This is a genomic window from Citrobacter sp. TBCS-14 (assembly GCF_005280805.1).
In the GTDB taxonomy this organism is placed as follows: domain Bacteria; phylum Pseudomonadota; class Gammaproteobacteria; order Enterobacterales; family Enterobacteriaceae; genus Citrobacter; species Citrobacter gillenii.
This window is the reverse complement of record NZ_SZWM01000137.1, coordinates 1-24,664: the sequence shown is the minus strand read 5'-3', so window position 1 is coordinate 24,664 and position 24,664 is coordinate 1. Positions and strand designations below refer to the sequence as shown.

Annotated in this window: 21 protein-coding genes, 2 pseudogenes and 1 riboswitch; of the genes and pseudogenes, 7 read left to right on the top strand and 16 right to left on the bottom strand. The window is 52.8% G+C overall.

Going from position 1 to position 24,664, the window contains the following annotated elements; all coding sequences use genetic code 11:
• Positions 1–11: 11 nt before the first annotated feature.
• From FDX22_RS02065 to nudC, 6 genes are all read right to left on the bottom strand, one after another.
• Positions 12–707, bottom strand: coding sequence for a DUF1481 domain-containing protein (locus FDX22_RS02065; protein WP_096759484.1), 696 nt, complete (start codon positions 705–707; stop codon positions 12–14).
• 11 nt (positions 708–718) lie between these two features.
• Positions 719–991: a nucleoid-associated protein HU-alpha gene (gene hupA / locus FDX22_RS02060; protein ID WP_096758767.1), complete on the bottom strand. Its 273-nt coding sequence runs from the start codon at positions 989–991 to the stop codon at positions 719–721.
• A 186-nt stretch (positions 992–1,177) separates the two neighbouring features.
• Entirely contained in the window at positions 1,178–1,768 is a 591-nt protein-coding gene (locus FDX22_RS02055) for a YjaG family protein (RefSeq protein ID WP_096758768.1), read from the bottom strand.
• 33 nt (positions 1,769–1,801) lie between these two features.
• Complete coding sequence (nfi, locus tag FDX22_RS02050) at positions 1,802–2,482, bottom strand: deoxyribonuclease V (RefSeq protein WP_135912745.1); 681 nt, start codon at positions 2,480–2,482, stop codon at positions 1,802–1,804.
• A 9-nt stretch (positions 2,483–2,491) separates the two neighbouring features.
• A complete protein-coding gene (hemE, locus tag FDX22_RS02045) occupies positions 2,492–3,556 on the bottom strand; it encodes a uroporphyrinogen decarboxylase (RefSeq protein ID WP_096758770.1) in 1,065 nt (354 codons plus the stop codon).
• A gap of 49 nt (positions 3,557–3,605) precedes the next feature.
• Positions 3,606–4,379 (bottom strand): NAD(+) diphosphatase, encoded by a 774-nt coding sequence (gene nudC, locus FDX22_RS02040; RefSeq protein ID WP_115259732.1) that lies wholly within the window; start codon positions 4,377–4,379, stop codon positions 3,606–3,608.
• Positions 4,380–4,475: 96 nt separating this feature from the next.
• Between nudC and rsd the strand changes: the two genes are divergently transcribed.
• The 7 genes from rsd (at position 4,476) to thiH (ending at position 10,586) form a co-directional block, all read left to right on the top strand.
• Entirely contained in the window at positions 4,476–4,964 is a 489-nt protein-coding gene (rsd, locus tag FDX22_RS02035) for a sigma D regulator (RefSeq protein WP_096758772.1), read from the top strand.
• 53 nt (positions 4,965–5,017) lie between these two features.
• Positions 5,018–5,140: riboswitch (TPP riboswitch) on the top strand.
• Between the two features lie 81 nt (positions 5,141–5,221).
• On the top strand, positions 5,222–7,120 hold the full coding sequence (gene thiC, locus FDX22_RS02030) for a phosphomethylpyrimidine synthase ThiC (RefSeq protein ID WP_146716644.1): 1,899 nt from the start codon (positions 5,222–5,224) through the stop codon (positions 7,118–7,120).
• Positions 7,120–7,755, top strand: a complete 636-nt coding sequence (gene thiE / locus FDX22_RS02025; RefSeq protein WP_146716643.1) for a thiamine phosphate synthase — start codon at positions 7,120–7,122, stop codon at positions 7,753–7,755. The genes thiC and thiE overlap by 1 nt, the downstream gene beginning before the upstream one ends.
• Positions 7,748–8,506, top strand: a complete 759-nt coding sequence (locus tag FDX22_RS02020; RefSeq protein WP_115259735.1) for a HesA/MoeB/ThiF family protein — start codon at positions 7,748–7,750, stop codon at positions 8,504–8,506. The genes thiE and FDX22_RS02020 overlap by 8 nt, the downstream gene beginning before the upstream one ends.
• Entirely contained in the window at positions 8,487–8,687 is a 201-nt protein-coding gene (gene thiS / locus FDX22_RS02015) for a sulfur carrier protein ThiS (RefSeq protein WP_096758776.1), read from the top strand. The genes FDX22_RS02020 and thiS overlap by 20 nt, the downstream gene beginning before the upstream one ends.
• 1 nt (position 8,688) lies before the next feature.
• Positions 8,689–9,459, top strand: a complete 771-nt coding sequence (gene thiG, locus FDX22_RS02010; RefSeq protein WP_115259736.1) for a thiazole synthase — start codon at positions 8,689–8,691, stop codon at positions 9,457–9,459.
• Positions 9,456–10,586: a 2-iminoacetate synthase ThiH gene (thiH, locus tag FDX22_RS02005; protein ID WP_146716642.1), complete on the top strand. Its 1,131-nt coding sequence runs from the start codon at positions 9,456–9,458 to the stop codon at positions 10,584–10,586. Before thiG ends, thiH begins: the two co-directional genes overlap by 4 nt.
• A gap of 117 nt (positions 10,587–10,703) precedes the next feature.
• On the opposite strand, the gene cspA is transcribed toward thiH, so the two are convergent.
• The 10 genes and pseudogenes from cspA to tuf form a co-directional block, all read right to left on the bottom strand.
• Positions 10,704–10,916, bottom strand: a complete 213-nt coding sequence (gene cspA, locus FDX22_RS02000) for an RNA chaperone/antiterminator CspA (protein ID WP_096758779.1) — start codon at positions 10,914–10,916, stop codon at positions 10,704–10,706.
• A 956-nt stretch (positions 10,917–11,872) separates the two neighbouring features.
• A pseudogene (gene rpoC, locus FDX22_RS01995) lies at positions 11,873–16,196 on the bottom strand (DNA-directed RNA polymerase subunit beta').
• Positions 16,197–16,272: 76 nt separating this feature from the next.
• Positions 16,273–20,301 carry a DNA-directed RNA polymerase subunit beta gene (rpoB, locus tag FDX22_RS01990; RefSeq protein WP_096758781.1) on the bottom strand — a complete coding sequence of 1,343 codons (4,029 nt, stop codon included), beginning with the start codon at positions 20,299–20,301 and terminating at the stop codon, positions 16,273–16,275.
• A gap of 320 nt (positions 20,302–20,621) precedes the next feature.
• Positions 20,622–20,987: a 50S ribosomal protein L7/L12 gene (rplL, locus tag FDX22_RS01985; protein WP_049842133.1), complete on the bottom strand. Its 366-nt coding sequence runs from the start codon at positions 20,985–20,987 to the stop codon at positions 20,622–20,624.
• Between the two features lie 66 nt (positions 20,988–21,053).
• Positions 21,054–21,551 carry a 50S ribosomal protein L10 gene (rplJ, locus tag FDX22_RS01980; protein WP_007704673.1) on the bottom strand — a complete coding sequence of 166 codons (498 nt, stop codon included), beginning with the start codon at positions 21,549–21,551 and terminating at the stop codon, positions 21,054–21,056.
• 414 nt (positions 21,552–21,965) lie between these two features.
• Positions 21,966–22,673, bottom strand: a complete 708-nt coding sequence (gene rplA, locus FDX22_RS01975) for a 50S ribosomal protein L1 (RefSeq protein WP_096758782.1) — start codon at positions 22,671–22,673, stop codon at positions 21,966–21,968.
• 3 nt (positions 22,674–22,676) lie between these two features.
• The gene (rplK, locus tag FDX22_RS01970; RefSeq protein ID WP_003033122.1) at positions 22,677–23,105 is read right to left on the bottom strand and encodes a 50S ribosomal protein L11; all 429 of its coding nucleotides are present in this window, start codon (positions 23,103–23,105) and stop codon (positions 22,677–22,679) included.
• 155 nt (positions 23,106–23,260) lie between these two features.
• A complete protein-coding gene (gene nusG / locus FDX22_RS01965) occupies positions 23,261–23,806 on the bottom strand; it encodes a transcription termination/antitermination protein NusG (RefSeq protein WP_003033125.1) in 546 nt (181 codons plus the stop codon).
• A 1-nt stretch (position 23,807) separates the two neighbouring features.
• Positions 23,808–24,191, bottom strand: a complete 384-nt coding sequence (secE, locus tag FDX22_RS01960) for a preprotein translocase subunit SecE (protein ID WP_003033128.1) — start codon at positions 24,189–24,191, stop codon at positions 23,808–23,810.
• Between the two features lie 229 nt (positions 24,192–24,420).
• Positions 24,421–24,664: pseudogene (gene tuf, locus FDX22_RS01955) on the bottom strand (elongation factor Tu); the annotation flags it as partial.

The window sequence follows — 24,664 nt, the reverse complement described above, 5'->3', positions numbered from 1 at the left end:
GCCATCCGGCGTTAAAATGTTTTATCTTTTGGCTGCCAACGGCAGAAATCAGAATTCGCGACCAGCAACAGCTGAGATCCCTCAGGCGCTTCCAGCCATGCCACGCTCACGTCGACCGACGAGCGGCTCTGGCGGCGCTCGATATGGTTTATCGCCCATGAATCTAAATCAGGTTTGATCGTCTCGCCTTCACACGTAGTGACCGTGCGTTCGGCGGCATGCCAACGCCCCTGCCGTAATACCACACGCCCCTGGCGCAGCGCATCGCTGGTCTGACGGGTTTGATCGGCACGGTAGCGGTAGAGCGCAATTTGATCGCTGGAAAGCTGCTGCTTTTGTCCATCGACTTCACGCTGCATAAAACTCAGTTCACCCCGATCGTCGAAACGGATGCGAACATGCTCCGGCGGTTGGCTGTATACGTTGAGTTCTATCAGAGAGAGGGTGTCACCCTGCCAGCGGTACTCACTGGTGGTTGTGTCGCCGCTTCGCCACGGACTAAAAACGGAGAGCAGATGCACATCATCGTTGGAATCTTTACGCCAAACGCGTACCGCTCCGTGATCGCCAACATAACCGCTGGCCGTGAACGGAGGAAGCTCAGAGTGGCGACTACAGGCAGACAGCAACAGAACACCTGAAAGCCAAAGCGTATGACGCCAGATGGACAAAAGGGGCGAAACCGCCCCCTCGTTAAAACTGTTCACTGCCACGCGAATTACTTAACCGCGTCTTTCAGTGCTTTACCAGAAACAAATGCCGGTACGTTAGCTGCGGCGATTTTAATTTCTTGACCGGTCTGCGGGTTGCGGCCAGTACGCTCAGCGCGGTGGTTCACTTTGAAGGTACCGAAACCAACCAGTTGTACAGCATCGCCTTCTTTCAGAGACTCAGTAATAGCAGCCAGAGTGGATTCCAGAGCAGCTTTAGCCTGTGTTTTGGACAGTTCTGCTTTGTCTGCAATTACATCAATCAGTTGAGTCTTGTTCATAAGTTATCCTTACAATGTGTTTATCGCTTGCTAAGCATCGAGTGCGACGGAAATGCCAGAAAAGCACTCTCCTGCATACACGCACCGATAGCCACTTTTCTTCGCCCCCCAAATGTAGACCAGACGGGGGGCGGATGGGAAGCCTTCAGGCACGACAAATCAGGCGTTAAATCACGTTTTGTGGTGTCATTGCTGAAAAATTATACCAATATTGCTCTCGCCAGCCTCGCGCAGGTCTGCACGCAGCCCTTTTATCAGCTCAAGATCGCGTTCTTCGCAATCGGCTAAAAGTCGGAATATTTCCCACTGAATATCCCATTCTTGCTCAACGGCAGGGTTCTCTTTCAGCTCTTCATCGGTCATTTCGCGACCCGCTTGCGTCATTTCCAGCATCGCGACGCTGGTAATCGAAGCCTTACTGACTTCAATCGCGTGTTCCAGGGTTTCACCGCTCAGACGAGAATGCATGACTTCGCTCAGGGCAACACAGGCGTCAATCGCCGGATAAACGCCGTACAGATCGTAGTCGTCTGCGGACGGAATAGCCTCTTCAAACTTCTCCAGCTGGCTGTCAAAATTGATTTTCGCATCCTTGACGGTCAGCACTTCCCAGACTAAATCCAGGATTCGGCGGTAAATCTGCCCATCACCAAACTCAGTTTGCTTGCAGAACATGGCGTAGTTTGGGTACATGCGCTCACACAGACAGGCCATAAAGGTGACGTGCTGCCAGCTTTCCAGCTTCTCCAGACGCAGATGAATCGGGTTTTGTAACATGATGAGTTCTCGAATACGGAAATTAGTCGCAGTTTACCCGATATGGGGCGTTTTTGCTGCAAGCCGCGTAAAAGCCGGGCGTTCCGATGCCACCGCATCCGCCCAGCGTGTCGGTTCCGGCAGGCGATAGCCGTTCATACAACGCTGCACCCACGCCAGCGCGCTATCCATGCCCACGCGATGTCCGGTAGAGATAAACAGTGGATTACAGCGTGCTTTGCTGCGCCAGACCCACGCCAGCTGCTCGCCTTTATCCAACAGTGGCGCTAGCGCCCCGGGTTCAGCAGATAAGGGGTCAAACTTGCCGCACAGCCGTTTTTTCGCCACGCCAATCGTCGGGACATCCACCAGCAGACCAAAATGGCTGGCAACGCCAAGACGACGCGGGTGGGAAATACCGTGACCATCAACGAACACTAAGTCAGGCTTCTGCGATAATTGTTCCCAGGCAGCCAGCAGCGCAGGATATTCGCGAAAAGAGAGAAAACCGGGGATATACGGCATGGTGGTGGCGATACGCGCCACCTTATATTCAACCAGCTCAAGAGAAGGATACTTCAGTAGCACGATGGCGGCTCGCGTCACCTCTCCGCCCTGCTCAAACCCGACATCTGCCCCAGCGATCAGATCCGGCGGATCGCTTTTAAAGCGATCTTCACGGATCACCGCAGAGGCCAGTTCAAGCTGTTGAGTGCGTAGCGACGCGAGATCCATCGTGACTCCTTAGCGGTGGTACTGCTCAGACAAGCGATGTACCGCCTCCACAAACACCCCGGCATGTTCCGGCGGCACGTCCTGGTGGATACCGTGGCCCAGGTTAAAGACGTGGCCTTCCCCTTGACCGAAGCCAGCCAGTATCGTGGCGACTTCTTCTTCGATACGCGGTGCCGGTGCGTAGAGCATGGACGGGTCCATATTGCCCTGTAACGCCACTTTATGACCGACACGACGACGCGCATCGGCAATATCTGTCGTCCAGTCGAGACCCAGCGCATCACATCCAGTTTCCGCCATCGCTTCCAGCCACTGTCCGCCGCCTTTGGTGAACAAGGTGACCGGCACGCGGCGGCCGTCGTTTTCACGCAGCAGACCATCGACAATTTTGTGCATGTAATAGAGAGAGAACTGCTGATAGTCGCGACCGGTCAGCACGCCGCCCCAGGTATCGAAAATCATCACCGACTGCGCGCCGGCTTTGATCTGCGCATTCAGGTATAGCGTGACGCTTTTCGCCAGCTTATCGAGCAGCAGATGCAGCGACGTTGGATCGGCGTACATCATCTTTTTAATCACGGTGAAGGCTTTGCTGCTGCCGCCTTCCACCATGTAAGTCGCCAGCGTCCACGGACTGCCGGAGAAGCCGATCAGCGGCACGTCGCCCTTCAGCTCGCGGCGAATAGTACGTACCGCGTTCATCACGTAGCCCAGTTCCCCTTCCGGGTCCGGGATCGGCAGCTTATCCACATCGGCCTTACAGGTGATGGGAGAGGTAAAGCGTGGGCCTTCGCCAGCTTCAAAGTACAGCCCAAGTCCCATCGCATCCGGGATGGTCAAAATGTCCGAAAAGAGGATCGCCGCATCAAGTTTATACCTGCGCAGCGGTTGTAGCGTCACTTCGCAGGCCAGCTCGGCGTTTTTGCACAGCGCCATGAAATCGCCCGCTTGCGCACGAGTGGCTTTGTACTCCGGCAAATAGCGGCCCGCCTGGCGCATCATCCATACCGGAGTAACATCAACAGGCTGGCGCAGCAGCGCACGCAGGTAACGATCGTTCTTCAGTTCGGTCATTTTTATCTTCCTTTTAGCGTCAGGCCGTCAGTGTATCATTACTCGTTCTTTACTCGTACTCAGCCCGACACATCGCCACAGTATCTTCGATCAGTCGACGTGCGACGGTACCCGGCGGGGGAAGTAGCGGTAAGTCATCGTAGCGATACCAGTTCGCTTCCAGCAGTTCTTTCGGGTCGATGACGATCTCCCCGCTATCATATTCCGCCATAAACGCGGTCATCAAAGACTGCGGAAACGGCCAGGGCTGGGAGGTAACGTAGCGCAGGTTTTTCACCTTAATGCCGCTTTCTTCCATCACTTCTCGCGCTACCGCTTGTTCTAACGTCTCCCCCACTTCAACAAAACCGGCCAGCACGGTATGCACGCCGTTGCGGTGGCGAACATGCTGAGCCAGCAGCAGGGAGTCTTCACGACGGATGGCGACAATAATGCAGGGGGCAATTTGCGGATAATAACGTTCACGGCAGTGGCTACACAGCATTGCCCATTCGGTTTTACTTGGGTGCATCGGATGGCCACAATAACCGCAGAATTTATGCGAACGGAAAAACTCAGCCAACTGCACGCCGCGTCCGACCAGTTGAAACAGCCCCACATCCTGATCGAGGATCTGACGCACTGAGCCCATATCGTGGCGACGCTGCTGCTGCACCAGCCACACGGTTTCACCTTCCCACTCGCCTATCGGCAACCCGCGCTGACCCAGCAGATCAAAACCAGCCGCGTCACCATGTGGCAGCTCTCCGTGAGGCAACCACAATTTTTGTTCATGACTGACGATCCACCAGCCGCTGTCTAATTTTTCAATAATACGATCCATATCTCTTGCGCAACCTTTGCTTCACAGGCATGTTGTTTACATTATTTTTACATTTATCGGTGAGCCGTTTTTCAACACCACCTTGCGGAGTCAATCATGCTAAACCAGCTGGAAAGCCTGACGGAACACGTCGGAGGAAGTAATAAACTGGTTGATCGCTGGCTACATGTACGTAAGCACCTGCTCGTGGCTTACTACAATCTGGTTGGCATTAAGCCTGGCAAAGAATCGTACATGCGGCTCAATGAAAAAGCGCTGGATGATTTTTGTCAGAGCCTGGTCGACTACCTCTCCACCGGACACTTCAGTATTTATGAACGTATTCTGCATAAATTGGAAGGGAACGGGCAGCTTTTAAAAGCCACAAAAATTTGGCCTCTTCTGGAAGCCAATACACAACAGATTATGGACGACTATGATTCCAGTCTGGAAAACGCCATTGACCACGATAATTTCCTTGAATTTCAACAGGCATTGTCGGATATCGGCGAGGCGCTGGAGGCCCGGTTTATGCTGGAAGATAAGTTGATTATGCTGGTGCTTGATGCGGTACACGACAGCGCAATGATCAAACGCCCTGCTTGAGATTTGCGCGAGTAACAGGTAGTTTACAACCATTCCTCCTCGCCAGAGGGGGAATTATCTTGTCGGAGTGCTTATTTTCCACATCAGCATGAGTGGAAAAGGCTGAGACCGTTAATTCGGGATCCGCGGAACCTGATCAGGCTAATACCTGCGAAGGGAACAAGAGTAAATCTACAGTTGTATCGCCCATGGGCGATCTTCCCTCTTGCTTCATCCGTCGTCTGACAAGCCATATCCTTACTTTTTTGGAATGAGCTATGTCTGCCACTACTAAACCATCCCGCCGCGAACAGCGCGCCCAGGCCCAACACTTTATCGACACCCTGGAAGGGACCGCCTTTCCTAACTCAAAACGCATCTATATTGCTGGTTCACAGCCAGATATCCGTATTCCTATGCGTGAAATCCAGCTCAGCCCGACGCTCATTGGCGGCAGTAAAGATACCCCGCAGTACGAAGAGAACGAAGCCGTGCCGGTATATGACACCTCTGGCCCGTATGGCGATCCTGATGTGGCGATTAACGTCCAGCAGGGTCTGGCAAAACTGCGCCAGCCGTGGATATCCGCACGTAATGACAGCGAAGAGCTGGACGACCGTAGCTCCGCCTATACCAAAGAGCGCCTGGCCGATGATGGCCTGGACGAGCTGCGTTTCAACGGCTTGCTGACGCCTAAGCGCGCCAAAACCGGCCGCTGCGTGACCCAGTTGCACTACGCGCGCCAGGGCATCGTCACTCCGGAGATGGAGTTTATCGCTATCCGCGAAAATATGGGCCGCGAGCGCATTCGCAGTGAAGTGCTGCGCCACCAGCATCCAGGCATGAGCTTTGGCGCCAGCCTGCCGGAAAATATCACGGCGGAATTCGTGCGTGATGAAGTCGCTGCCGGGCGCGCCATCATCCCCGCCAACATCAACCACCCGGAATCAGAGCCGATGATCATCGGACGTAATTTCCTGGTGAAGGTCAATGCCAACATCGGTAACTCAGCGGTCACTTCCTCCATCGAAGAAGAAGTGGAAAAGCTGGTGTGGTCCACGCGCTGGGGGGCGGATACGGTGATGGACCTGTCCACCGGTCGCTATATTCACGAAACCCGTGAATGGATCCTGCGAAACAGCCCGGTGCCGATCGGCACCGTACCGATCTACCAGGCACTGGAGAAGGTCAACGGGATCGCCGAAGATCTCACCTGGGAAGCGTTCCGCGATACGCTGCTGGAGCAGGCCGAGCAGGGCGTCGACTATTTCACTATCCACGCGGGTGTGCTGCTGCGCTATGTGCCGATGACCGCTAAACGCCTGACCGGGATTGTCTCGCGCGGCGGCTCCATCATGGCGAAATGGTGCCTCTCCCATCACAAAGAAAACTTCCTGTTCGAGCACTTCCGCGAAATCTGTGAAATCTGCGCCGCTTATGACGTTTCTCTGTCGCTGGGTGATGGTCTGCGTCCGGGCTCTATTCAGGATGCCAACGACGAGGCACAGTTCTCAGAGCTGCATACGCTGGGCGAGCTGACCAAAATTGCCTGGGAATATGACGTGCAGGTGATGATTGAAGGCCCTGGCCACGTACCGATGCAGATGATTAAGCGCAACATGACCGAAGAGCTGGAACACTGCCATGAAGCGCCGTTCTACACTTTAGGGCCATTAACGACTGATATCGCCCCAGGCTATGACCACTTCACCTCCGGTATTGGTGCGGCAATGATTGGCTGGTTTGGCTGCGCGATGCTGTGCTACGTCACGCCAAAAGAGCACCTCGGCCTGCCGAACAAAGAAGACGTGAAGCAGGGGTTGATTACCTACAAGATTGCCGCGCATGCCGCCGATTTGGCTAAAGGGCATCCGGGTGCGCAGATCCGCGATAACGCCATGTCAAAAGCGCGCTTCGAATTCCGCTGGGAAGACCAGTTTAATCTGGCGCTCGACCCGTTCACCGCCCGCGCCTACCACGATGAAACCCTGCCACAGGAGTCCGGCAAAGTCGCTCACTTCTGCTCAATGTGCGGGCCGAAATTCTGCTCGATGAAAATTAGCCAGGAAGTGCGCGACTACGCTGCCGCACAAACCATCGAAGTGGGGATGGCGGGTATGTCGGAGAACTTCCGCGCCAAAGGCGGTGATATCTACCTGAAAAAGGAGGAAGCCTGATGTATCAGCCTGAATTCCCAACGGTACCTTTCCGCCTCGGGCTGTACCCGGTGGTCGACAGCATTGCGTGGATTGAACGCCTGCTTGATGCAGGCGTACGTACTATCCAACTGCGAATCAAAGATAAACGCGATGAAGAGGTCGAAGCCGACGTAATTGCCGCTATTGAACTGGGGCGTCGCTACAATGCCCGTCTGTTTATCAATGACTACTGGCGACTGGCAATTAAACACCATGCTTACGGGGTACATCTGGGCCAGGAAGATCTTGAAACCACCGACCTGAAGGCGATTCAGGCCGCAGGGTTACGTCTTGGGGTATCCACCCACGATGATATGGAGATTGACGTGGCGCTGGCCGCGCGCCCCTCTTACATCGCACTGGGTCACGTCTTCCCGACACAAACCAAGCAGATGCCATCTGCCCCACAGGGATTGGTACAACTCGCCACGCATATCGAACGACTGGCTGACTACCCTACTGTCGCCATTGGCGGTATCAGCCTCGCGCGGGCACCGGCTGTGCTGGCGACCGGGGTGGGCAGCATTGCGGTGGTCAGCGCCATCACGCAGGCCGCTGACTGGCGAGGTGCCACGTCACAGCTGCTTTCAATTGCAGGAGCAGGCGATGAATGATCGCGATTTTATGCGCTATAGCCGCCAGATTTTACTCGGTGATATTGCGATAGAGGGCCAGCAGACACTGCTCAACAGCCACGTGCTGATTGTTGGCTTGGGCGGATTAGGCTCCCCTGCCGCGCTGTATCTGGCGGGTGCGGGAGTAGGCACATTGACGCTGGTGGACGACGACGACGTGCATCTGAGTAATCTTCAGCGCCAGATCCTGTTCACGACTGATGATATCGCCCGGTCAAAATCCCAGATGGCCCAACAGAGACTGACACGGCTCAACCCGGATATCGAACTGGTCGCGCTACAGCAGCGCCTGAAAGGCGATGCGCTCAGGCACGCGGTGGCGCGCGCTGACGTGGTGCTCGACTGCACCGACAATATGGCGACGCGTCAGGCGATCAATACCGCCTGCGTCGCCCTGAATACACCGCTTATCACTGCCAGCGCTGTTGGCTTTGGTGGCCAATTGATGGTGCTGACGCCGCCATGGGAACAGGGCTGCTACCGCTGTCTGTGGCCGGATGACATCGAGCCCGAACGCAACTGCCGTACCGCAGGCATTGTCGGTCCGGTCGTTGGCATCATGGGTACCCTGCAGGCGCTGGAAGCCATCAAACTTCTCAGCGGTATTGAAACCCTAAGCGGTGAATTACGCCTGTTCGATGGTAAAACCAGCCAGTGGCGTAGCCTGGCGTTACGCCGCGCCCGCGGTTGTCCGGTATGCGGAGGGCAACATGCAGATCCAATTCAATGATGAGCCAGTACAGTGTGCCGAGGGGCAAAATATCAGCGCGCTGCTGGCAGAGCTTAATCAGCTCAAGCCGGGGATAGCGCTGGCGCTGAATCAACAGATCCTGCCGCGCGAGCAGTGGGAACAGCAAATCGTGCAGGAAGGCGACCAGATCCTGCTTTTTCAGGTTATTGCAGGGGGTTGATATGCTACGTATTGCCGACAAAACGTTTGATTCACATCTGTTCACCGGCACGGGGAAATTTGCCTCATCGCAACTGATGGTCGACGCCATTCGCGCCTCCGGTAGCCAACTGGTGACATTGGCAATGAAGCGCGTGGATTTACGCCAGCACAACGATGCCATTTTGGTGCCACTGGTCGAGGCAGGGGTAACGCTGCTGCCGAATACCTCAGGGGCGAAAACGGCGGATGAAGCTATTTTTGCCGCGCAGTTGGCGCGCGAAGCGCTGGGGACGCACTGGCTGAAATTAGAAATACATCCTGACGCTCGATGGCTGTTACCAGATCCTATCGAAACGCTGAAAGCCGCCGAGGCGCTGGTGAAGCAGGGTTTCGTGGTGCTGCCCTACTGCGGCGCGGACCCGGTGCTGTGCAAGCGGCTGGAAGAAGTGGGCTGTGCGGCGGTCATGCCGCTCGGTGCGCCCATTGGCTCAAATCAGGGCCTGGAAACCCGCGCCATGCTGGAGATCATTATTCAGCAGGCCACCGTCCCAGTGGTGGTTGATGCCGGGATCGGTGTGCCCAGCCATGCCACGCAGGCGTTGGAAATGGGGGCCGACGCGGTGTTGGTCAACACGGCGATTGCCGTAGCTGACGACCCGGTAATGATGGCGACGGCGTTCCGGCTGGCGGTTGAAGCGGGCCTTCTGGCACGTCAGGCCGTTCCGGGGAGCCGAAGTACCAATGCTTGCGCCACCAGCCCATTGACCGGATTTCTGGAGGTCTCAGCATGAAAACCTTCAGCGATCGCTGGCGACAGCTGGAGTGGGATGATATCCATCTGCGCATTAACGGCAAAACCGCCGCCGATGTCGAGCGCGCACTTAACACTGCACAGCTGAGTCGTGATGACCTGATGGCGCTGCTCTCGCCAGCCGCCGCCGATTATCTGGAGCCGCTGGCGCAGCGAGCGCAAAAGCTGACCCGCCAACGCTTTGGTAATACCGTCAGCTTTTACGTGCCGCTGTATCTTTCGAATCTGTGCGCCAACGACTGCTCTTACTGCGGATTCTCCATGAGCAACCGCATCAAGCGTAAAACTTTGGATGAATCAGAGATTCAACGGGAGTGTGCGGCGATCCGCGAGCTGGGTTTTGAGCATCTGTTGCTGGTCACCGGCGAGCATCAGACGAAAGTCGGCATGGACTATTTTCGCCGCCATTTACCCGCCATCCGTCGTCAGTTTTCTTCGCTACAGATGGAGGTACAACCGCTGTCAGTTGCTGAATATGCTGAGCTAAAGATACTCGGTCTGGACGGTGTGATGGTGTATCAGGAGAGCTACCATGAGGCGACTTATGCCCGGCACCATCTGAAGGGAAAAAAGCAGGACTTCTTTTGGCGGCTGGAAACGCCGGACCGACTTGGTCACGCCGGTATCGACAAAATTGGCCTTGGGGCACTGATTGGCTTGTCTGACAGTTGGCGGGTTGATTGCTATATGGTAGCCGAGCATTTGCTATGGATGCAGCAACATTACTGGCAAAGCCGTTATTCAATCTCGTTCCCACGCCTGCGCCCATGTACCGGAGGTATTGAACCGGCATCGATTATGGATGAGCGTCAACTGGTACAAACCATTTGTGCGTTTCGCTTGTTGGCGCCGGACATCGAGCTGTCGCTATCCACGCGTGAATCACCGTGGTTTCGCGACCACGTCATTCCGCTAGCAATCAATAACGTCAGCGCCTTCTCAAAGACGCAGCCCGGCGGCTATGCCGACAATCACCCGGAACTGGAACAGTTTTCTCCGCATGATGATCGGCGCCCTGAAGATGTTGCCGCAGCTCTCAGTGCGCAGGGTTTACAGCCCGTGTGGAAAGACTGGGATAGTTTTCTCGGACGTGTGTCACAGATGTAGTGAATCCGGATGTAAAAACGAAAAAACCCGCTTTCGCGGGTTTTTTATTCACTATCACTTATCTGCTCAGGCTCTGGCCTTCATCGCTATCGTAAGCGTCCGTGAGATTATCGGCGATTACAGCGCGATAACGTTAACAGCAGACGGGCCTTTCGCGCCGTTCTCAACGGAGAACTCGACTTTTTGGCCTTCGTCTAAGGTTTTATAATCGTTGCTCTGGATAGCGGAAAAATGCACAAACACATCTTTGCTACCGTCCTGAGGAGTGATAAAGCCGAAGCCTTTTTCAGAGTTAAACCATTTTACTAAACCAGTCATTTTGTTAGACATAGATACTTCCTTTCATATTTTGAGCCGCTTATGCAGCGAAGATGGCCTGTTTTGCAGAAATTAACTTATTGGGCACTTAGGAGGAGGCTCATGAAGAAGAGTATCTGAGGATAACGCTTGAACTGAGAACTGCTTTACTAAAACTGCTTTCATAAGGTCTGTGTTCCAAACCGATGCAGCTATAGTAGCCTTACTTCTAATCATTACGCAAGCATTAATTTATTTAATACCCTTAACTGGTGAAATGTTGAGCTGATTTGGTTAAGAGCCTAAGATAACACCTTGATGTATATATAATAAAAGCCCTGACCGTTGCAGCCAGGGCTTTAAGTTACTACAAACTTCAGATTTAACATTAATTGACTTACAATTTGATACTGCTGTTTGTACTACATTTTAAATGTACACGTTTACCACAGATAATATTGGAGAATGCTACTAACGAACCTTCCTCTATTTACCGTTAAACATATTTCGCCAGCTTGATGAATTCACTCAAAAATGGCGGCCTAAACAAGTACACTTCCCCTCGCGACATATACTCTTTGATGCGTTGCCTGACTTCCCTTGCGATTGCTCAATAATGGAAACCGCAAACATTAACTTTTAAATCATGGCCTTACATCGTCGCGCTTACTTAACTTTTTGCGATTACATATATCAACTACGTAGCCTTAAAGCATCGTCGATGTGAAATAAAATAACCTCAACGTCGACTACCCCATACAACAAAATACTTCGTGGCCTTTATCGCAATCCCCCTATCGAACTCTACTAACTCTTACTGCTTTAACAGCTAACTACTCTTTCGCTGCTGTTAAGTATTAACTTACGGATTTTAAAAACAGTGTCAATACTGTTTTTAATGACATGTCTTTATTGACAGTATTCATAAGACTGCATGTCAGGCAAAAAAAAACCCGCCGAGGCGGGTTTTTCATTACGGTCAGCAACGATTAATCGTTGTTAGAACCGCCCAGACCTGCGTTCAGCAGTTCTGCCAGGCTGGCAGATGCATCTTCCGCAGTAACCTGAGGCGCTGCCGGCTGTTCGCCCGCTGCGCGACGGCGCATACGATCCTGGTGGTACGCATAACCGGTACCGGCAGGGATCAAACGACCCACGATAACGTTCTCTTTCAGGCCACGCAGTTCGTCGCGTTTACCCGCAACGGCTGCTTCGGTCAGGACACGCGTGGTCTCCTGGAACGATGCGGCAGAGATGAACGATTCGGTTGCCAGAGACGCTTTGGTGATACCCAGCAGGTCGCGAGAGTAAGTTGCCGCAACTTTGCCGTTCGCTTCCAGATCGCGGTTAGCAATCTTGACGCGGGAGTATTCAACCTGTTCGCCTTCCAGGAAGTCGGAGCTACCAGCACTGTCAATGGTCGCTTTACGCAGCATCTGACGAACGATAACTTCAATGTGTTTATCGTTAATCTTAACGCCTTGCAGACGGTAAACGTCCTGAACTTCGTTGGTGATGTAACGCGTTACCGCGTGTACGCCACGAAGACGCAGGATGTCGTGCGGTGCTTCCGGACCGTCGGAAACAACGTCACCACGTTCTACACGTTCACCTTCGAACACGTTGAGCTGACGCCATTTCGGAATCATCTCTTCGTACGGTTCGCTGCCGTCTAACGGGGTGATAACCAGACGACGCTTCCCTTTGGTTTCTTTACCGAAGGAAATGATACCGCTGATTTCCGCAAGGATAGCTGGCTCTTTCGGACGACGTGCTTCGAACAGATCCGCAACGCGTGGCAGACCACCGGTGATGTCCTTGGTACCGCTGGATTCCTGAGGAATACGCGCCAGAGCATCACCCGCACTGATCTGGATACCATCTTCCAGCTGGACGATTGCTTTACCCGGCAGGAAGTACTGCGCAGGCATATCGGTACCTGGGATCAGAACGTCGTTACCGTTAGCATCAACAATTTTCAGTGCCGGACGCAGGTCTTTACCACCTGCAGTACGCTCTGCAGAATCCAGAACCACCAGAGAAGACAGACCGGTCAGCTCGTCGGTCTGACGAGTAATGGTCTGGCCGTCGATCATGTCAGTGAAGCGGATGAAACCACTTACTTCAGTGATGACAGGCATGGTATGTGGATCCCAGTTTGCTACGGTTTCGCCGCCAGTAACCTGTTCGCCATCACCTTTCGCCATAACAGCACCGTAAGGCACTTTATAGCTCTCTTTGGTACGACCGAATTCGTCGATCAGTTTCAGCTCGGTGTTACGCGAGGTCACTACCAGCTTACCGGCAGAGTTCACAACCGACTTCGCATTGCTCAGACGGATGCTACCTTTGTTTTTCACCTGGATGCTGGATTCAGCAGCCGCACGAGATGCCGCACCACCGATGTGGAACGTACGCATCGTCAGCTGTGTACCCGGTTCACCGATGGACTGTGCCGCGATAACGCCGATGGCTTCACCTTTGTTGATGATGTGGCCACGTGCCAGGTCACGACCATAGCAGTGCGCACATACACCAAAGTCGGTGTCACAAGATACAACGGAACGTACCTTGACGGAGTCAACGGAGTTCTCTTCCAGCAGGTCACACCAGTGCTCGTGCAGCAGCGTGTTGCGTGGAACCAGAATATCCGCGGTGCCCGGCTTCAGAACGTCTTCAGCAGTCACACGACCCAATACGCGATCGCGCAGCGGCTCTTTAACGTCACCACCCTCGATAACCGGGGTCATGGTGATGCCTTCCAGTGTGCCGCAGTCATCTTCAGTCACAACCAGATCCTGCGCGACGTCAACCAGACGACGTGTCAGATAACCGGAGTTTGCTGTTTTCAGTGCGGTATCCGCCAGACCTTTACGCGCACCGTGAGTAGAGATGAAGTACTGGAGTACGTTCAGACCTTCACGGAAGTTCGCGGTGATTGGCGTTTCGATGATGGAGCCATCCGGCTTCGCCATCAGACCACGCATACCTGCCAGCTGACGAATCTGTGCTGCAGAACCACGCGCACCGGAGTCGGCCATCATGTAGATGCTGTTGAAGGAAACCTGCTGCTCTTCGACGCCGTCACGGTTAATAACAGTTTCGGTTTGCAGGTTGTCCATCATCGCTTTGGATACACGATCGTTCGCCGCAGCCCAGATATCGATAACTTTGTTGTAGCGTTCGCCCGCGGTAACCAGACCAGACTGGAACTGCTCCTGGATCTCAGCAACTTCAGCTTCCGCTTCAGAGATGATCTCGTATTTCTTCTCTGGGATAACCATGTCGTCAATACCAACAGATGCGCCTGAGCGCGCTGCATAGGCAAAGCCGGTGTACATGGTCTGGTCAGCGAAGATAACGGTCGGCTTCAGGCCCAGAATGCGGTAACAGGTGTTCAGCATTTTGGAGATAGCTTTCTTACCCAGCGCCTGGTTGACGATGGAGAAAGGCAGACCTTTCGGTACGATCATCCACAAAATAGCACGGCCAACGGTCGTGTCTTTCAGGCTGGTATGCGCAACGAATTCGCCGTTTTCATCTTTTTCGTATTCAGTGATACGCACTTTAACGCGCGCATGCAGAGAGGCCAGGCCANGTGTCTTTCAGGCTGGTGTGCGCAACGAATTCGCCGTTTTCATCTTTTTCATATTCAGTGATACGCACTTTAACGCGCGCATGCAGAGAGGCCAGGCCAGCGCGATAGATACGCTCAGCTTCTTTCGGGCCAGTCAGCACCATGCCTTCGCCTTTGGCGTTAACACAGTCACGGGTCATGTAGTACAGACCCAATACAACGTCCTGAGACGGAACGATGATAGGTTCGCCGTTCGCCGGGGACAGGATGTTGTTGGTAGACATCATCAGCGCACGCGCTTCGAGCTGGGCTTCCAGCGTCAGCGGTACGTGAACAGCCATCTGGTCACCATCGAAGTCGGCGTTATATGCCGCACAAACCAGCGGGTGCAGCTGGATTGCTTTACCTTCGATCAGTACCGGTTCAAATGCCTGGATACCCAGACGGTGCAGTGTTGGTGCACGGTTCAGCAGTACCGGGTGTTCGCGGATAACTTCGTCCAGGATATCCCAAACGACAGCTTCTTCACGCTCAACCATTTTCTTAGCGGCTTTAATGGTGGTGGCGAGGCCACGCAGTTCCAGCTTGCCGTAGATGAACGGTTTGAACAGTTCCAGTGCCATTTTCTTCGGCAGGCCGCACTGATGCAGACGCAGGTATGGACCTACGGTGATAACAGAACGACCGGAGTAGTCAACACGCTTACCGAGCAGGTTCTGACGGAAACGACCCTGCTTACCTTTGATCATATCGGCCAAAGATTTCAGAGGACGTTTGTTAGAACCGGTGATCGCACGACCGCGACGACCGTTATCCAACAGGGCGTCAACCGCTTCCTGCAGCATACGTTTTTCGTTACGTACGATGATATCTGGCGCAGCCAGATCCAGCAGACGTTTCAGACGGTTGTTACGGTTAATGACGCGACGATACAGATCGTTCAGGTCAGAAGTCGCAAAACGACCACCATCCAGCGGAACCAGCGGACGCAGATCTGGCGGCAGAACCGGCAGAACGGTCAGGATCATCCACTCTGGCTTGTTGCCAGACTGTACGAACGCTTCCAGCAGTTTGATACGCTTGGTCAGCTTCTTACGCTTGGTTTCGGAGTTGGTTTCGTTCAGCTCTTCGCGCAGAGTTTCACACTCTTGCTCCAGATCCATGCTCTTCAGCAGGGCCTGGATTGCTTCCGCACCCATCTTCGCGTCGAATTCGTCACCGAACTCTTCCAGCGCGTCCAGATACTGCTCTTCAGTCAGGATCTGTTGACGTTCCAGATTGGTCATACCGCCTTCGATAACAACATATGATTCGAAGTACAGTACGCGTTCGATATCACGCAGCGGCATATCGAGCAACAGACCGATACGGGACGGCAGTGATTTCAGGAACCAGATGTGCGCAGTCGGAGACGCCAGCTCGATGTGGCCCATACGCTCACGGCGTACTTTAGTCTGGGTCACTTCAACGCCGCACTTCTCACAGATCACACCACGGTGTTTCAGGCGCTTGTACTTACCGCACAGGCACTCGTAATCTTTTACTGGCCCAAAGATACGGGCGCAGAAAAGGCCGTCACGCTCAGGTTTGAACGTACGGTAGTTAATGGTTTCCGGCTTCTTAACTTCACCGAAAGACCATGAACGGATCATGTCTGGCGAAGCCAGAGCAATTTTGATCGCATCAAACTCTTCGGTTTTAGTCTGCGCTTTCAGAAACTTTAATAAATCTTTCACGGATTTGCTCCCGTCGGAGTTAGCACAATCTGGCGCCGGGTCTTACCCCGGCACCAGTGACCTGTTTGAGCGAGAGTTACTCGTCTTCCAGCTCGATGTTGATACCCAGCGAACGAATCTCTTTCAACAGTACGTTGAAGGATTCTGGCATGCCTGGTTCCATCTGATGGTTGCCGTCCACGATGTTTTTATACATCTTGGTACGACCATTCACGTCATCAGACTTAACGGTGAGCATTTCCTGCAGGGTGTATGCCGCGCCATATGCTTCCAGCGCCCACACTTCCATCTCCCCGAAGCGCTGACCACCGAACTGAGCCTTACCACCCAGCGGCTGCTGAGTAACCAGGCTGTAAGAACCGGTAGAACGCGCGTGCATCTTGTCATCAACCAAGTGGTTCAGTTTCAGCATGTACATGTAGCCAACGGTAACCTGGCGCTCGAATTGCTCACCGGTACGACCGTCGAACAGTGTGATCTGACCAGAAGTCGGCAGGCCACCCAGCTGTAACAGTTCCTTGATTTCAGACTCTTTCGCACCGTCGAAGACCGGCGTTGCGATCGGCATACCTTTTTTCAGGTTTTCAGCCAGACGCAGAACTTCTTCATCACTGAAGGTATTCAGGTCAACTTTCTGACGAACGTCGGTACCCAGATCGTAGGCACGCTGGATGAATTCGCGCAGTTTGGCGACTTCTTCTTGCTGCTTCAGCATGGCGTTGATTTTCTCGCCGATACCTTTCGCAGCCATACCCAGGTGGGTCTCAAGGATCTGACCGATGTTCATACGCGATGGTACGCCCAGCGGGTTCAGTACGATATCTACCGGCGTACCGTTAGCATCGTGTGGCATATCTTCGATCGGGTTGATCTTAGAGATAACACCCTTGTTACCGTGACGACCTGCCATCTTATCACCAGGCTGGATCCGACGTTTAACCGCCAGATAAACCTTAACAATCTTCAGCACGCCTGGTGCCAGATCGTCGCCCTGAGTGATTTTACGGCGTTTCGCTTCGAGTTTTTTCTCGAATTCGTGTTTCAGTTCGTCGTACTGCTCAGCCAGCTGTTCCAGCTGATTTTGTTTCTCTTCGTCGGTCAGGCCGAGTTCCAGCCAGCGATCGCGCGGCAGTTTGTCGAGCTTCTCAGCTTCAACGCCACCGGCAACCAGCACCGCGTAGATACGGCTAAACAGGCCAGCTTCGAGGATCTGCAGTTCTTCAGACAGGTCTTTCTTCGCCTGCTTCAGCTGCATCTCTTCGATTTCCAGCGCACGTTTGTCTTTTTCTACGCCATCGCGAGTAAAGACCTGAACGTCGATAATCGTACCGGAAACACCGTTTGGTACACGCAGAGAAGAGTCTTTAACATCAGACGCTTTCTCACCGAAGATGGCACGCAGCAGCTTCTCTTCTGGGGTCAGCTGGGTTTCACCTTTCGGCGTTACCTTACCTACCAGAATGTCGCCACCGGTGACTTCTGCACCAATGTAAACGATACCGGACTCATCCAGTTTGGAGAGCGCAGCTTCACCCACGTTCGGGATATCAGCGGTGATCTCTTCCGGCCCCAGCTTGGTGTCACGGGACACACATGCCAGTTCCTGAATGTGGATGGTAGTGAAACGGTCTTCCTGAACAACACGCTCGGAAACGAGGATGGAGTCTTCGAAGTTGTAACCGTTCCATGGCATGAATGCCACGCGCATGTTCTGACCCAGAGCCAGTTCACCAAGGTCGGTGGACGGACCGTCTGCCAGCACATCACCACGTTCAACCGGCTCGCCCAGAGAGACACAAGGCATCTGGTTGATACAGGTGTTCTGGTTAGAACGGGTGTATTTGGTCAGGTTATAGATGTCGATACCCGCTTCGCCCGCATGCATCTCGTCTTCGTTAACTTTGATAACGATACGGGAAGCATCAACGTACTGAACGGTACCGCCACGCTTAGCAACAGCAGTAACACCGGAGTCAACGGCAACAGCACGCTCCATACCGGTACCAACCAGCGGCTTATCAGCACGCAGAGTCGGAACCGCCTGACGTTGCATGTTCGCACCCATCAATGCACGGTTGGCGTCATCGTGTTCCAGGAACGGGATCAGGGACGCACCGACGGATACCACCTGCTGGGTGGATACGTCCATGTAGTCAACCTGGTCACGGCTGAACAAGCTGGATTCGCCTTTGCTACGACATGTTACCAGGTCTTCTACAAAGTGGCCTTCGTCATCCAGGTTGGAGTTCGCCTGAGCGATAACGTAGTTGCCTTCTTCGATAGCAGACAAGTAATGAATTTCGTCGGTAACAACACCGTCAGTCACTTTACGATACGGCGTCTCAAGGAAGCCATATTCGTTAGTCTGTGCGTACACGGACAGGGAGTTGATCAGACCGATGTTCGGACCTTCAGGGGTTTCGATTGGACATACGCGACCGTAGTGAGTCGGGTGTACGTCTCGAACTTCGAAGCCTGCACGTTCACGGGTCAGACCGCCTGGGCCGAGGGCAGAGATACGACGCTTGTGCGTAATCTCAGACAGCGGGTTGTTCTGGTCCATAAACTGAGACAGCTGGCTGGAACCGAAGAACTCTTTCACTGCGGCAGAAATCGGCTTGGCGTTGATCATATCCTGAGGCATCAGGGTATCCAGATCGCCCAGAGACAGACGCTCTTTCACCGCACGCTCTACACGTACCAGGCCAACGCGGAACTGGTTTTCCGCCATTTCGCCAACGGAACGGATACGACGGTTACCAAGGTGGTCGATATCATCGACTTCGCCTTTACCGTTACGGATATCGATGAGCTTCTTCATCACTTCGATGATGTCGTCTTTGCTCAGGATACCGGAACCTTCGATCTCGTCACGCAGCAGAGAACGGTTGAACTTCATACGACCAACCGCAGACAAGTCATAGCGGTCTTCGGAGAAGAACAGGTTCTCGAACAGGCTTTCAGCAGCTTCGCGAGTCGGCGGCTCACCAGGGCGCATCATACGGTAGATTTCTACCAGCGCGCTCAGACGATCGTTGGTTGGGTCGACGCGTATAGTTTCAGAAATATATGCACCGTGATCCAGATCGTTGGTAAACAGCGTTTCGATACGCTTGTGGCCAGACTGACTCAGCTTAGCCAGCAGATCCAGGCTCAGCTCCATGTTCGCTGCGCAAATCAGCTCACCGGTTGATGCGTCAACGTAGTCTTTAGCCGCAACTTTGCCCGCGATGTACTCAACTGGAACTTCGATAAGCTTGATATCGTCTTTTTCCAGCTGACGAATATGGCGCGCAGTGATGCGACGACCTTTTTCGACGTAGATTTTGCCGTTAGCTTCAATATCAAAGGAGGCGGTTTCACCACGCAGGCGTTCCGGCACCAGTTCCATCTGCAGCTTGTTGTCACGAATTTCGAAGACAACTTTCTCAAAGAACAGGTCAAGGATCTGTTCAGTGGTGTACTGCAGCGCACGCAGAATAATGGTCGCTGGCAGTTTGCGGCGACGGTCAATACGTACGAACAGGTTGTCCTTCGGATCGAATTCGAAATCCAGCCAGGAACCACGGTAAGGAATGATACGCGCGTTATAAAGCACTTTACCCGAAGAGTGGGTTTTACCCTTATCGGAGTCAAAGAAGACGCCTGGGCTACGGTGCAACTGGGAAACAATAACACGCTCGGTACCGTTGATAACAAAGGTACCGTTGTCAGTCATGAGTGGAATTTCACCCATGTAGACTTCTTGTTCTTTAATGTCTTTTACGGTGCCTTCCGGCGCTTCGCGCTCGTAGATCACCAGACGCAGTTTGACGCGCAGCGGTGCGGAATAAGTCACGCCACGGATCTGACATTCCTGAACGTCAAAAACAGGTTCGCCAAGGCGGTAGCTGACGTACTGCAGCTCAGAATTACCGCTATAGCTTTTAATAGGGAAAACGGAACGGAAAGCTGCTTCCAGACCATACTGCCCTTCAGGATCTTGCTCGATGAACTTCTGAAACGAGTCAAGCTGGATAGAAAGGAGATAAGGTATGTCCAACACTTGCGGACGTTTACCAAAATCCTTACGAATACGTTTTTTCTCGGTATAGGAGTAAACCATTAGGGTTCCTCAGCTCGCTGACAAGTCGACCCATCTGTCCGACGAAGGGACAGTTTGTGCAACACTATTTTGTTGACCGGAAAATCGAATACTTTCCGCAATGCCTGTTGCTATCACGCTTAAACCATTTCGTTGCGATTTACACAGAGCGGAGGCTCTGTCGCAATATATTAAGGCGTCGATAGAAACAAACATTGAAAGGCACAACAGTAGTCAAACAGTGTGAAATGCTACTGGCGCCTTACAGCGCAAAAAGGCTGGTGACTAAAAAGTCACCAGCCATCAGCCTAATTTCTTAGGCTGCAACTAGAAAAGTTGGCTTATTTAACTTCAACTTCAGCGCCAGCTTCTTCCAGAGATTTTTTCAGTGCTTCAGCGTCATCTTTGCTCACGCCTTCTTTCAGAGCGGCCGGAGCAGATTCTACCAGGTCTTTAGCTTCTTTCAGACCCAGGCCAGTTGCGCCACGTACTGCTTTGATTACTGCAACTTTGTTCGCGCCGATACCTTTCAGAATCACGTCGAATTCAGTTTTTTCTTCAGCAGCTTCAGCCGGGCCCGCAGCTACAGCTACAGCAGCAGCAGCAGAAACACCGAATTTTTCTTCCATTGCAGAAATCAGTTCTACAACGTCCATTACGGACATAGCGGATACTGCTTCAATGATTTGATCTTTAGTGATAGACATTTAAATTGTTCCTGAAAATCAGAATAAGTTTATACGTAAGCAGATGCTTGATAAAGATAACTGCGATTAAGCAGCTTCTTTCGCATCGCGAACAGCAGCCAGAGTGCGAACCAGTTTGCCAGCCGAAGCTTCTTTCATGGTTGCCATCAGGCGTGCAATTGCTTCTTCGTAGGTCGGCAGAGTTGCCAGGCGATCGATTTGCGATGCCGGGATCAATTCACCTTCAAAGGCTGCGGCTTTGACCTCAAATTTTGCATTCGCTTTCGCGAAATCTTTGAACAGACGAGCAGCTGCGCCCGGGTGTTCCATAGAATATGCAATCAGGGTCGGACCAACGAACGCGTCTTTCAGGCACTCGAACTGAGTACCTTCAACAACACGGCGCAGCAGGGTGTTACGAACAACACGCATGTATACGCCGGCTTCGCGACCTGCTTTACGCAGTTCAGTCATTTTGTCTACAGTAACGCCACGGGAATCCGCAACTACTGCAGACAGCGCGCCTTTGGCTACTTCGCTGACTTCAGCAACAATCGCTTGTTTGTCTTGAAGATTTAAAGCCATTAGCTTTGCTCCTGGATGTTTGCCGGGACTCATGTCCCGGAACTCACTTCACTCTTCCCAACGGACAGAGCGTCTTAATACGGTGAGCAGAAACAAGCCAGAGTATCAGAAATAATCTTAGCGTTCTGTCACCGTCTACGCAGGGCATTAAGCTTCTTTCGAAACACCTGCGGTCTTCGACGGAGGCCTGGATAGGCCAGGCTCCAACGAACAAATCTTGTCTATCTGTCGCTATTCAATCTGTGACGGCGTTGACTGCCTTCGTTCACACCAGTCACATAGTTAACTATGCTCCTGGCGATTCACTCAGTTGTCGCCTTGCCACAGCCTGAATATCTTGGATATACGTCTGCAATTAGCAGAAACGTGGGGGTAAGATTGTAGACAAAATCACCGCCCACGTAAAGGCGAATATTAGTTCGCCACAGTCGCGGTCAGACCGGACTGATCAACGGCAACACCAGCACCCATGGTGGTGGAGATGCTAACTTTCTTGATGTACACGCCTTTAGCCTGAGTCGGTTTCGCTTTTTTCAGCGCAACCAGCAGAGATTCCAGGTTTTCTTTCAGTTTGTCAGCGTCAAAATCCACTTTACCGATGGTAGTGTGGATGATGCCGTTTTTGTCGTTACGGTAACGAACCTGACCCGCTTTAGCGTTCTTAACCGCTTCAGCAACGTTAGGGGTTACAGTACCAACTTTCGGGTTTGGCATCAGGCCACGCGGACCCAGAACCTGGCCCAGCTGGCCAACAACGCGCATTGCATCCGGGGAAGCAATAACAACGTCAAAGTTCATTTCGCCTTTCTTGATCTGGTCAGCCAGATCTTCCATACCTACCAGTTCAGCGCCAGCAGCTTTAGCAGCTTCAGCGTTTGCGCCCTGGGCAAATACGGCTACGCGAACGGAACGGCCAGTACCGTGCGGCAGTACAGTTGCACCACGTACGTTCTGATCAGATTTACGAGCATCGATACCGAGGTTAACGGCAACGTCAACGCTTTCTACGAATTTAGCAGTGGCCAGCTCTTTCAGCAGAGCAATAGCTTCGTTGATATCATACTGTTTAGTTGTATCAACTTTGTCACGGATCACGCGCATACGCTTGGTCAGTTTAGCCATTTCTTAATCCTCCACTACCAGGCCCATGGAACGTGCAGTACCTTCAATGGAGCGAGTCATCGCTTCAATGTCGGAACCAGTCATGTCGGCAGCTTTGGTCTGCGCGATTTCCTGCAGCTGGGCGCGGGAAATTTTACCCACTTTGTCTTTGTTCGGCTTACCGGAACCAGACTTGATACCAGCAGCTTTCTTCAGCAGAACTGCTGCCGGAGGCGTTTTGGTAACGAAAGTGAAAGAACGGTCAGCGTAAACGGTGATAACAACCGGGATCGGCAGACCTTTCTCCATGGAATCAGTTTTTGCGTTAAACGCTTTGCAGAATTCCATGATGTTCACGCCTTGTTGACCCAGTGCTGGACCTACCGGCGGGCTCGGGTTAGCCATACCAGCTGCAACCTGCAGCTTGACATAGGCTTGGACTTTCTTAGCCATTCTAAATTCCTCTAGTTGGGTTATAGCGCCTCAAAAAGGCTCCCCGTGATAAAATTCGTTTTACGGATGCTATCCATAAAAACAAAAGGCGCGAAATTGTATTCCAATCTCGCGCCTTGTGCAACGATTAAATCGCCGCTTTTTTGATCGACTTGTTAGGCTTTCTCAACCTGAGCGAAGTCCAGCTCAACCGGCGTTGCACGACCAAAGATAGATACGGAAACCTTCAGACGAGACTTCTCATAATCCACTTCTTCAACTACGCCGTTAAAGTCAGCAAACGGACCGTCGCTAACGCGAACCATTTCGCCCGGTTCAAACATCGTTTTCGGACGTGGCTTATCGCCAACCTGCTGCAGGCGGTTCATGATCGCATCAACTTCTTTGTCGCTGATCGGAGCTGGACGGTCAGAAGTACCGCCAATAAAGCCCATCACACGCGGCACGCTACGCACCAGGTGCCAGCTCGCATCGTTCATGACCATCTGGACCAGTACATAGCCCGGGAAGAATTTACGTTCGCTTTTGCGACGTTGACCGCCACGGATTTCGACCACTTCTTCAGTCGGCACCATGACTTCGCCAAACAACTCTTCCATATTTTGTAACTTGATATACTCACGCAGCGATGTGGCTACGCGGCCTTCAAAACCGGAAAACGCCTGAACGACGTACCAGCGCTTTTTAGGAGCTTCAGACATCTTAGAACCTCAGGCCAGTGATAAAGGATACCAGGCGAACCAGAATACCATCCAGTCCCCACAGGATCAGTGACATTACCGCAGTGACCGCAGCAACGATCAGCGTGGTGTGCAGCGTTTCCTGGCGAGTTGGCCAAATGACCTTACGGACTTCGGTACGCGCTTCACGGGCAAAAGCAACGGTCGCTTTACCTTTTGTCGTCAACAGCGCGACACCGCCCGCTGCGGCAATCAGAATCACTACGGCTAGCGCACGCAACGGCAGCATCATGTCACGATAGAGGTAGTTGCCAACGATAGCGACAAGCAGCAATACAGCGACAACAACCCACTTCATCGCTTCCAGGCCGCGCCCGCTTCCTTGAGCTTCGGTATTCGCACTCATAAACCAACCTGTCAGAAGTATTCTACAAACATTTTCACCCCGCGTACGCGAGGCGATCCAAACCGAAATGCTCTGGTGCGTTTCGGACTAAACGCCCTCTTCAGAGCCTGTCTCAGCAATGATTATGGCAAAAAAAATCACTGATGAGCCAGGTTCTGGTTCGACAGCGTATAAAAAGGGCATCAAATGATGCCCTTTTATTGCGCATTGCGTCAAATAATATCAGCAATTAGCTCAGAACTTTAGCAACAACGCCCGCACCAACAGTACGGCCGCCTTCACGGATTGCGAAACGCAGACCGTCGTCCATCGCGATCGGGTGGATCAGGGTAACAACCATTTTGATGTTGTCGCCCGGCATTACCATCTCTACGCCTTCCGGCAGTTCGATGGTACCCGTCACGTCAGTTGTACGGAAGTAGAACTGAGGACGGTAGCCTTTGAAGAACGGAGTATGACGGCCGCCTTCGTCT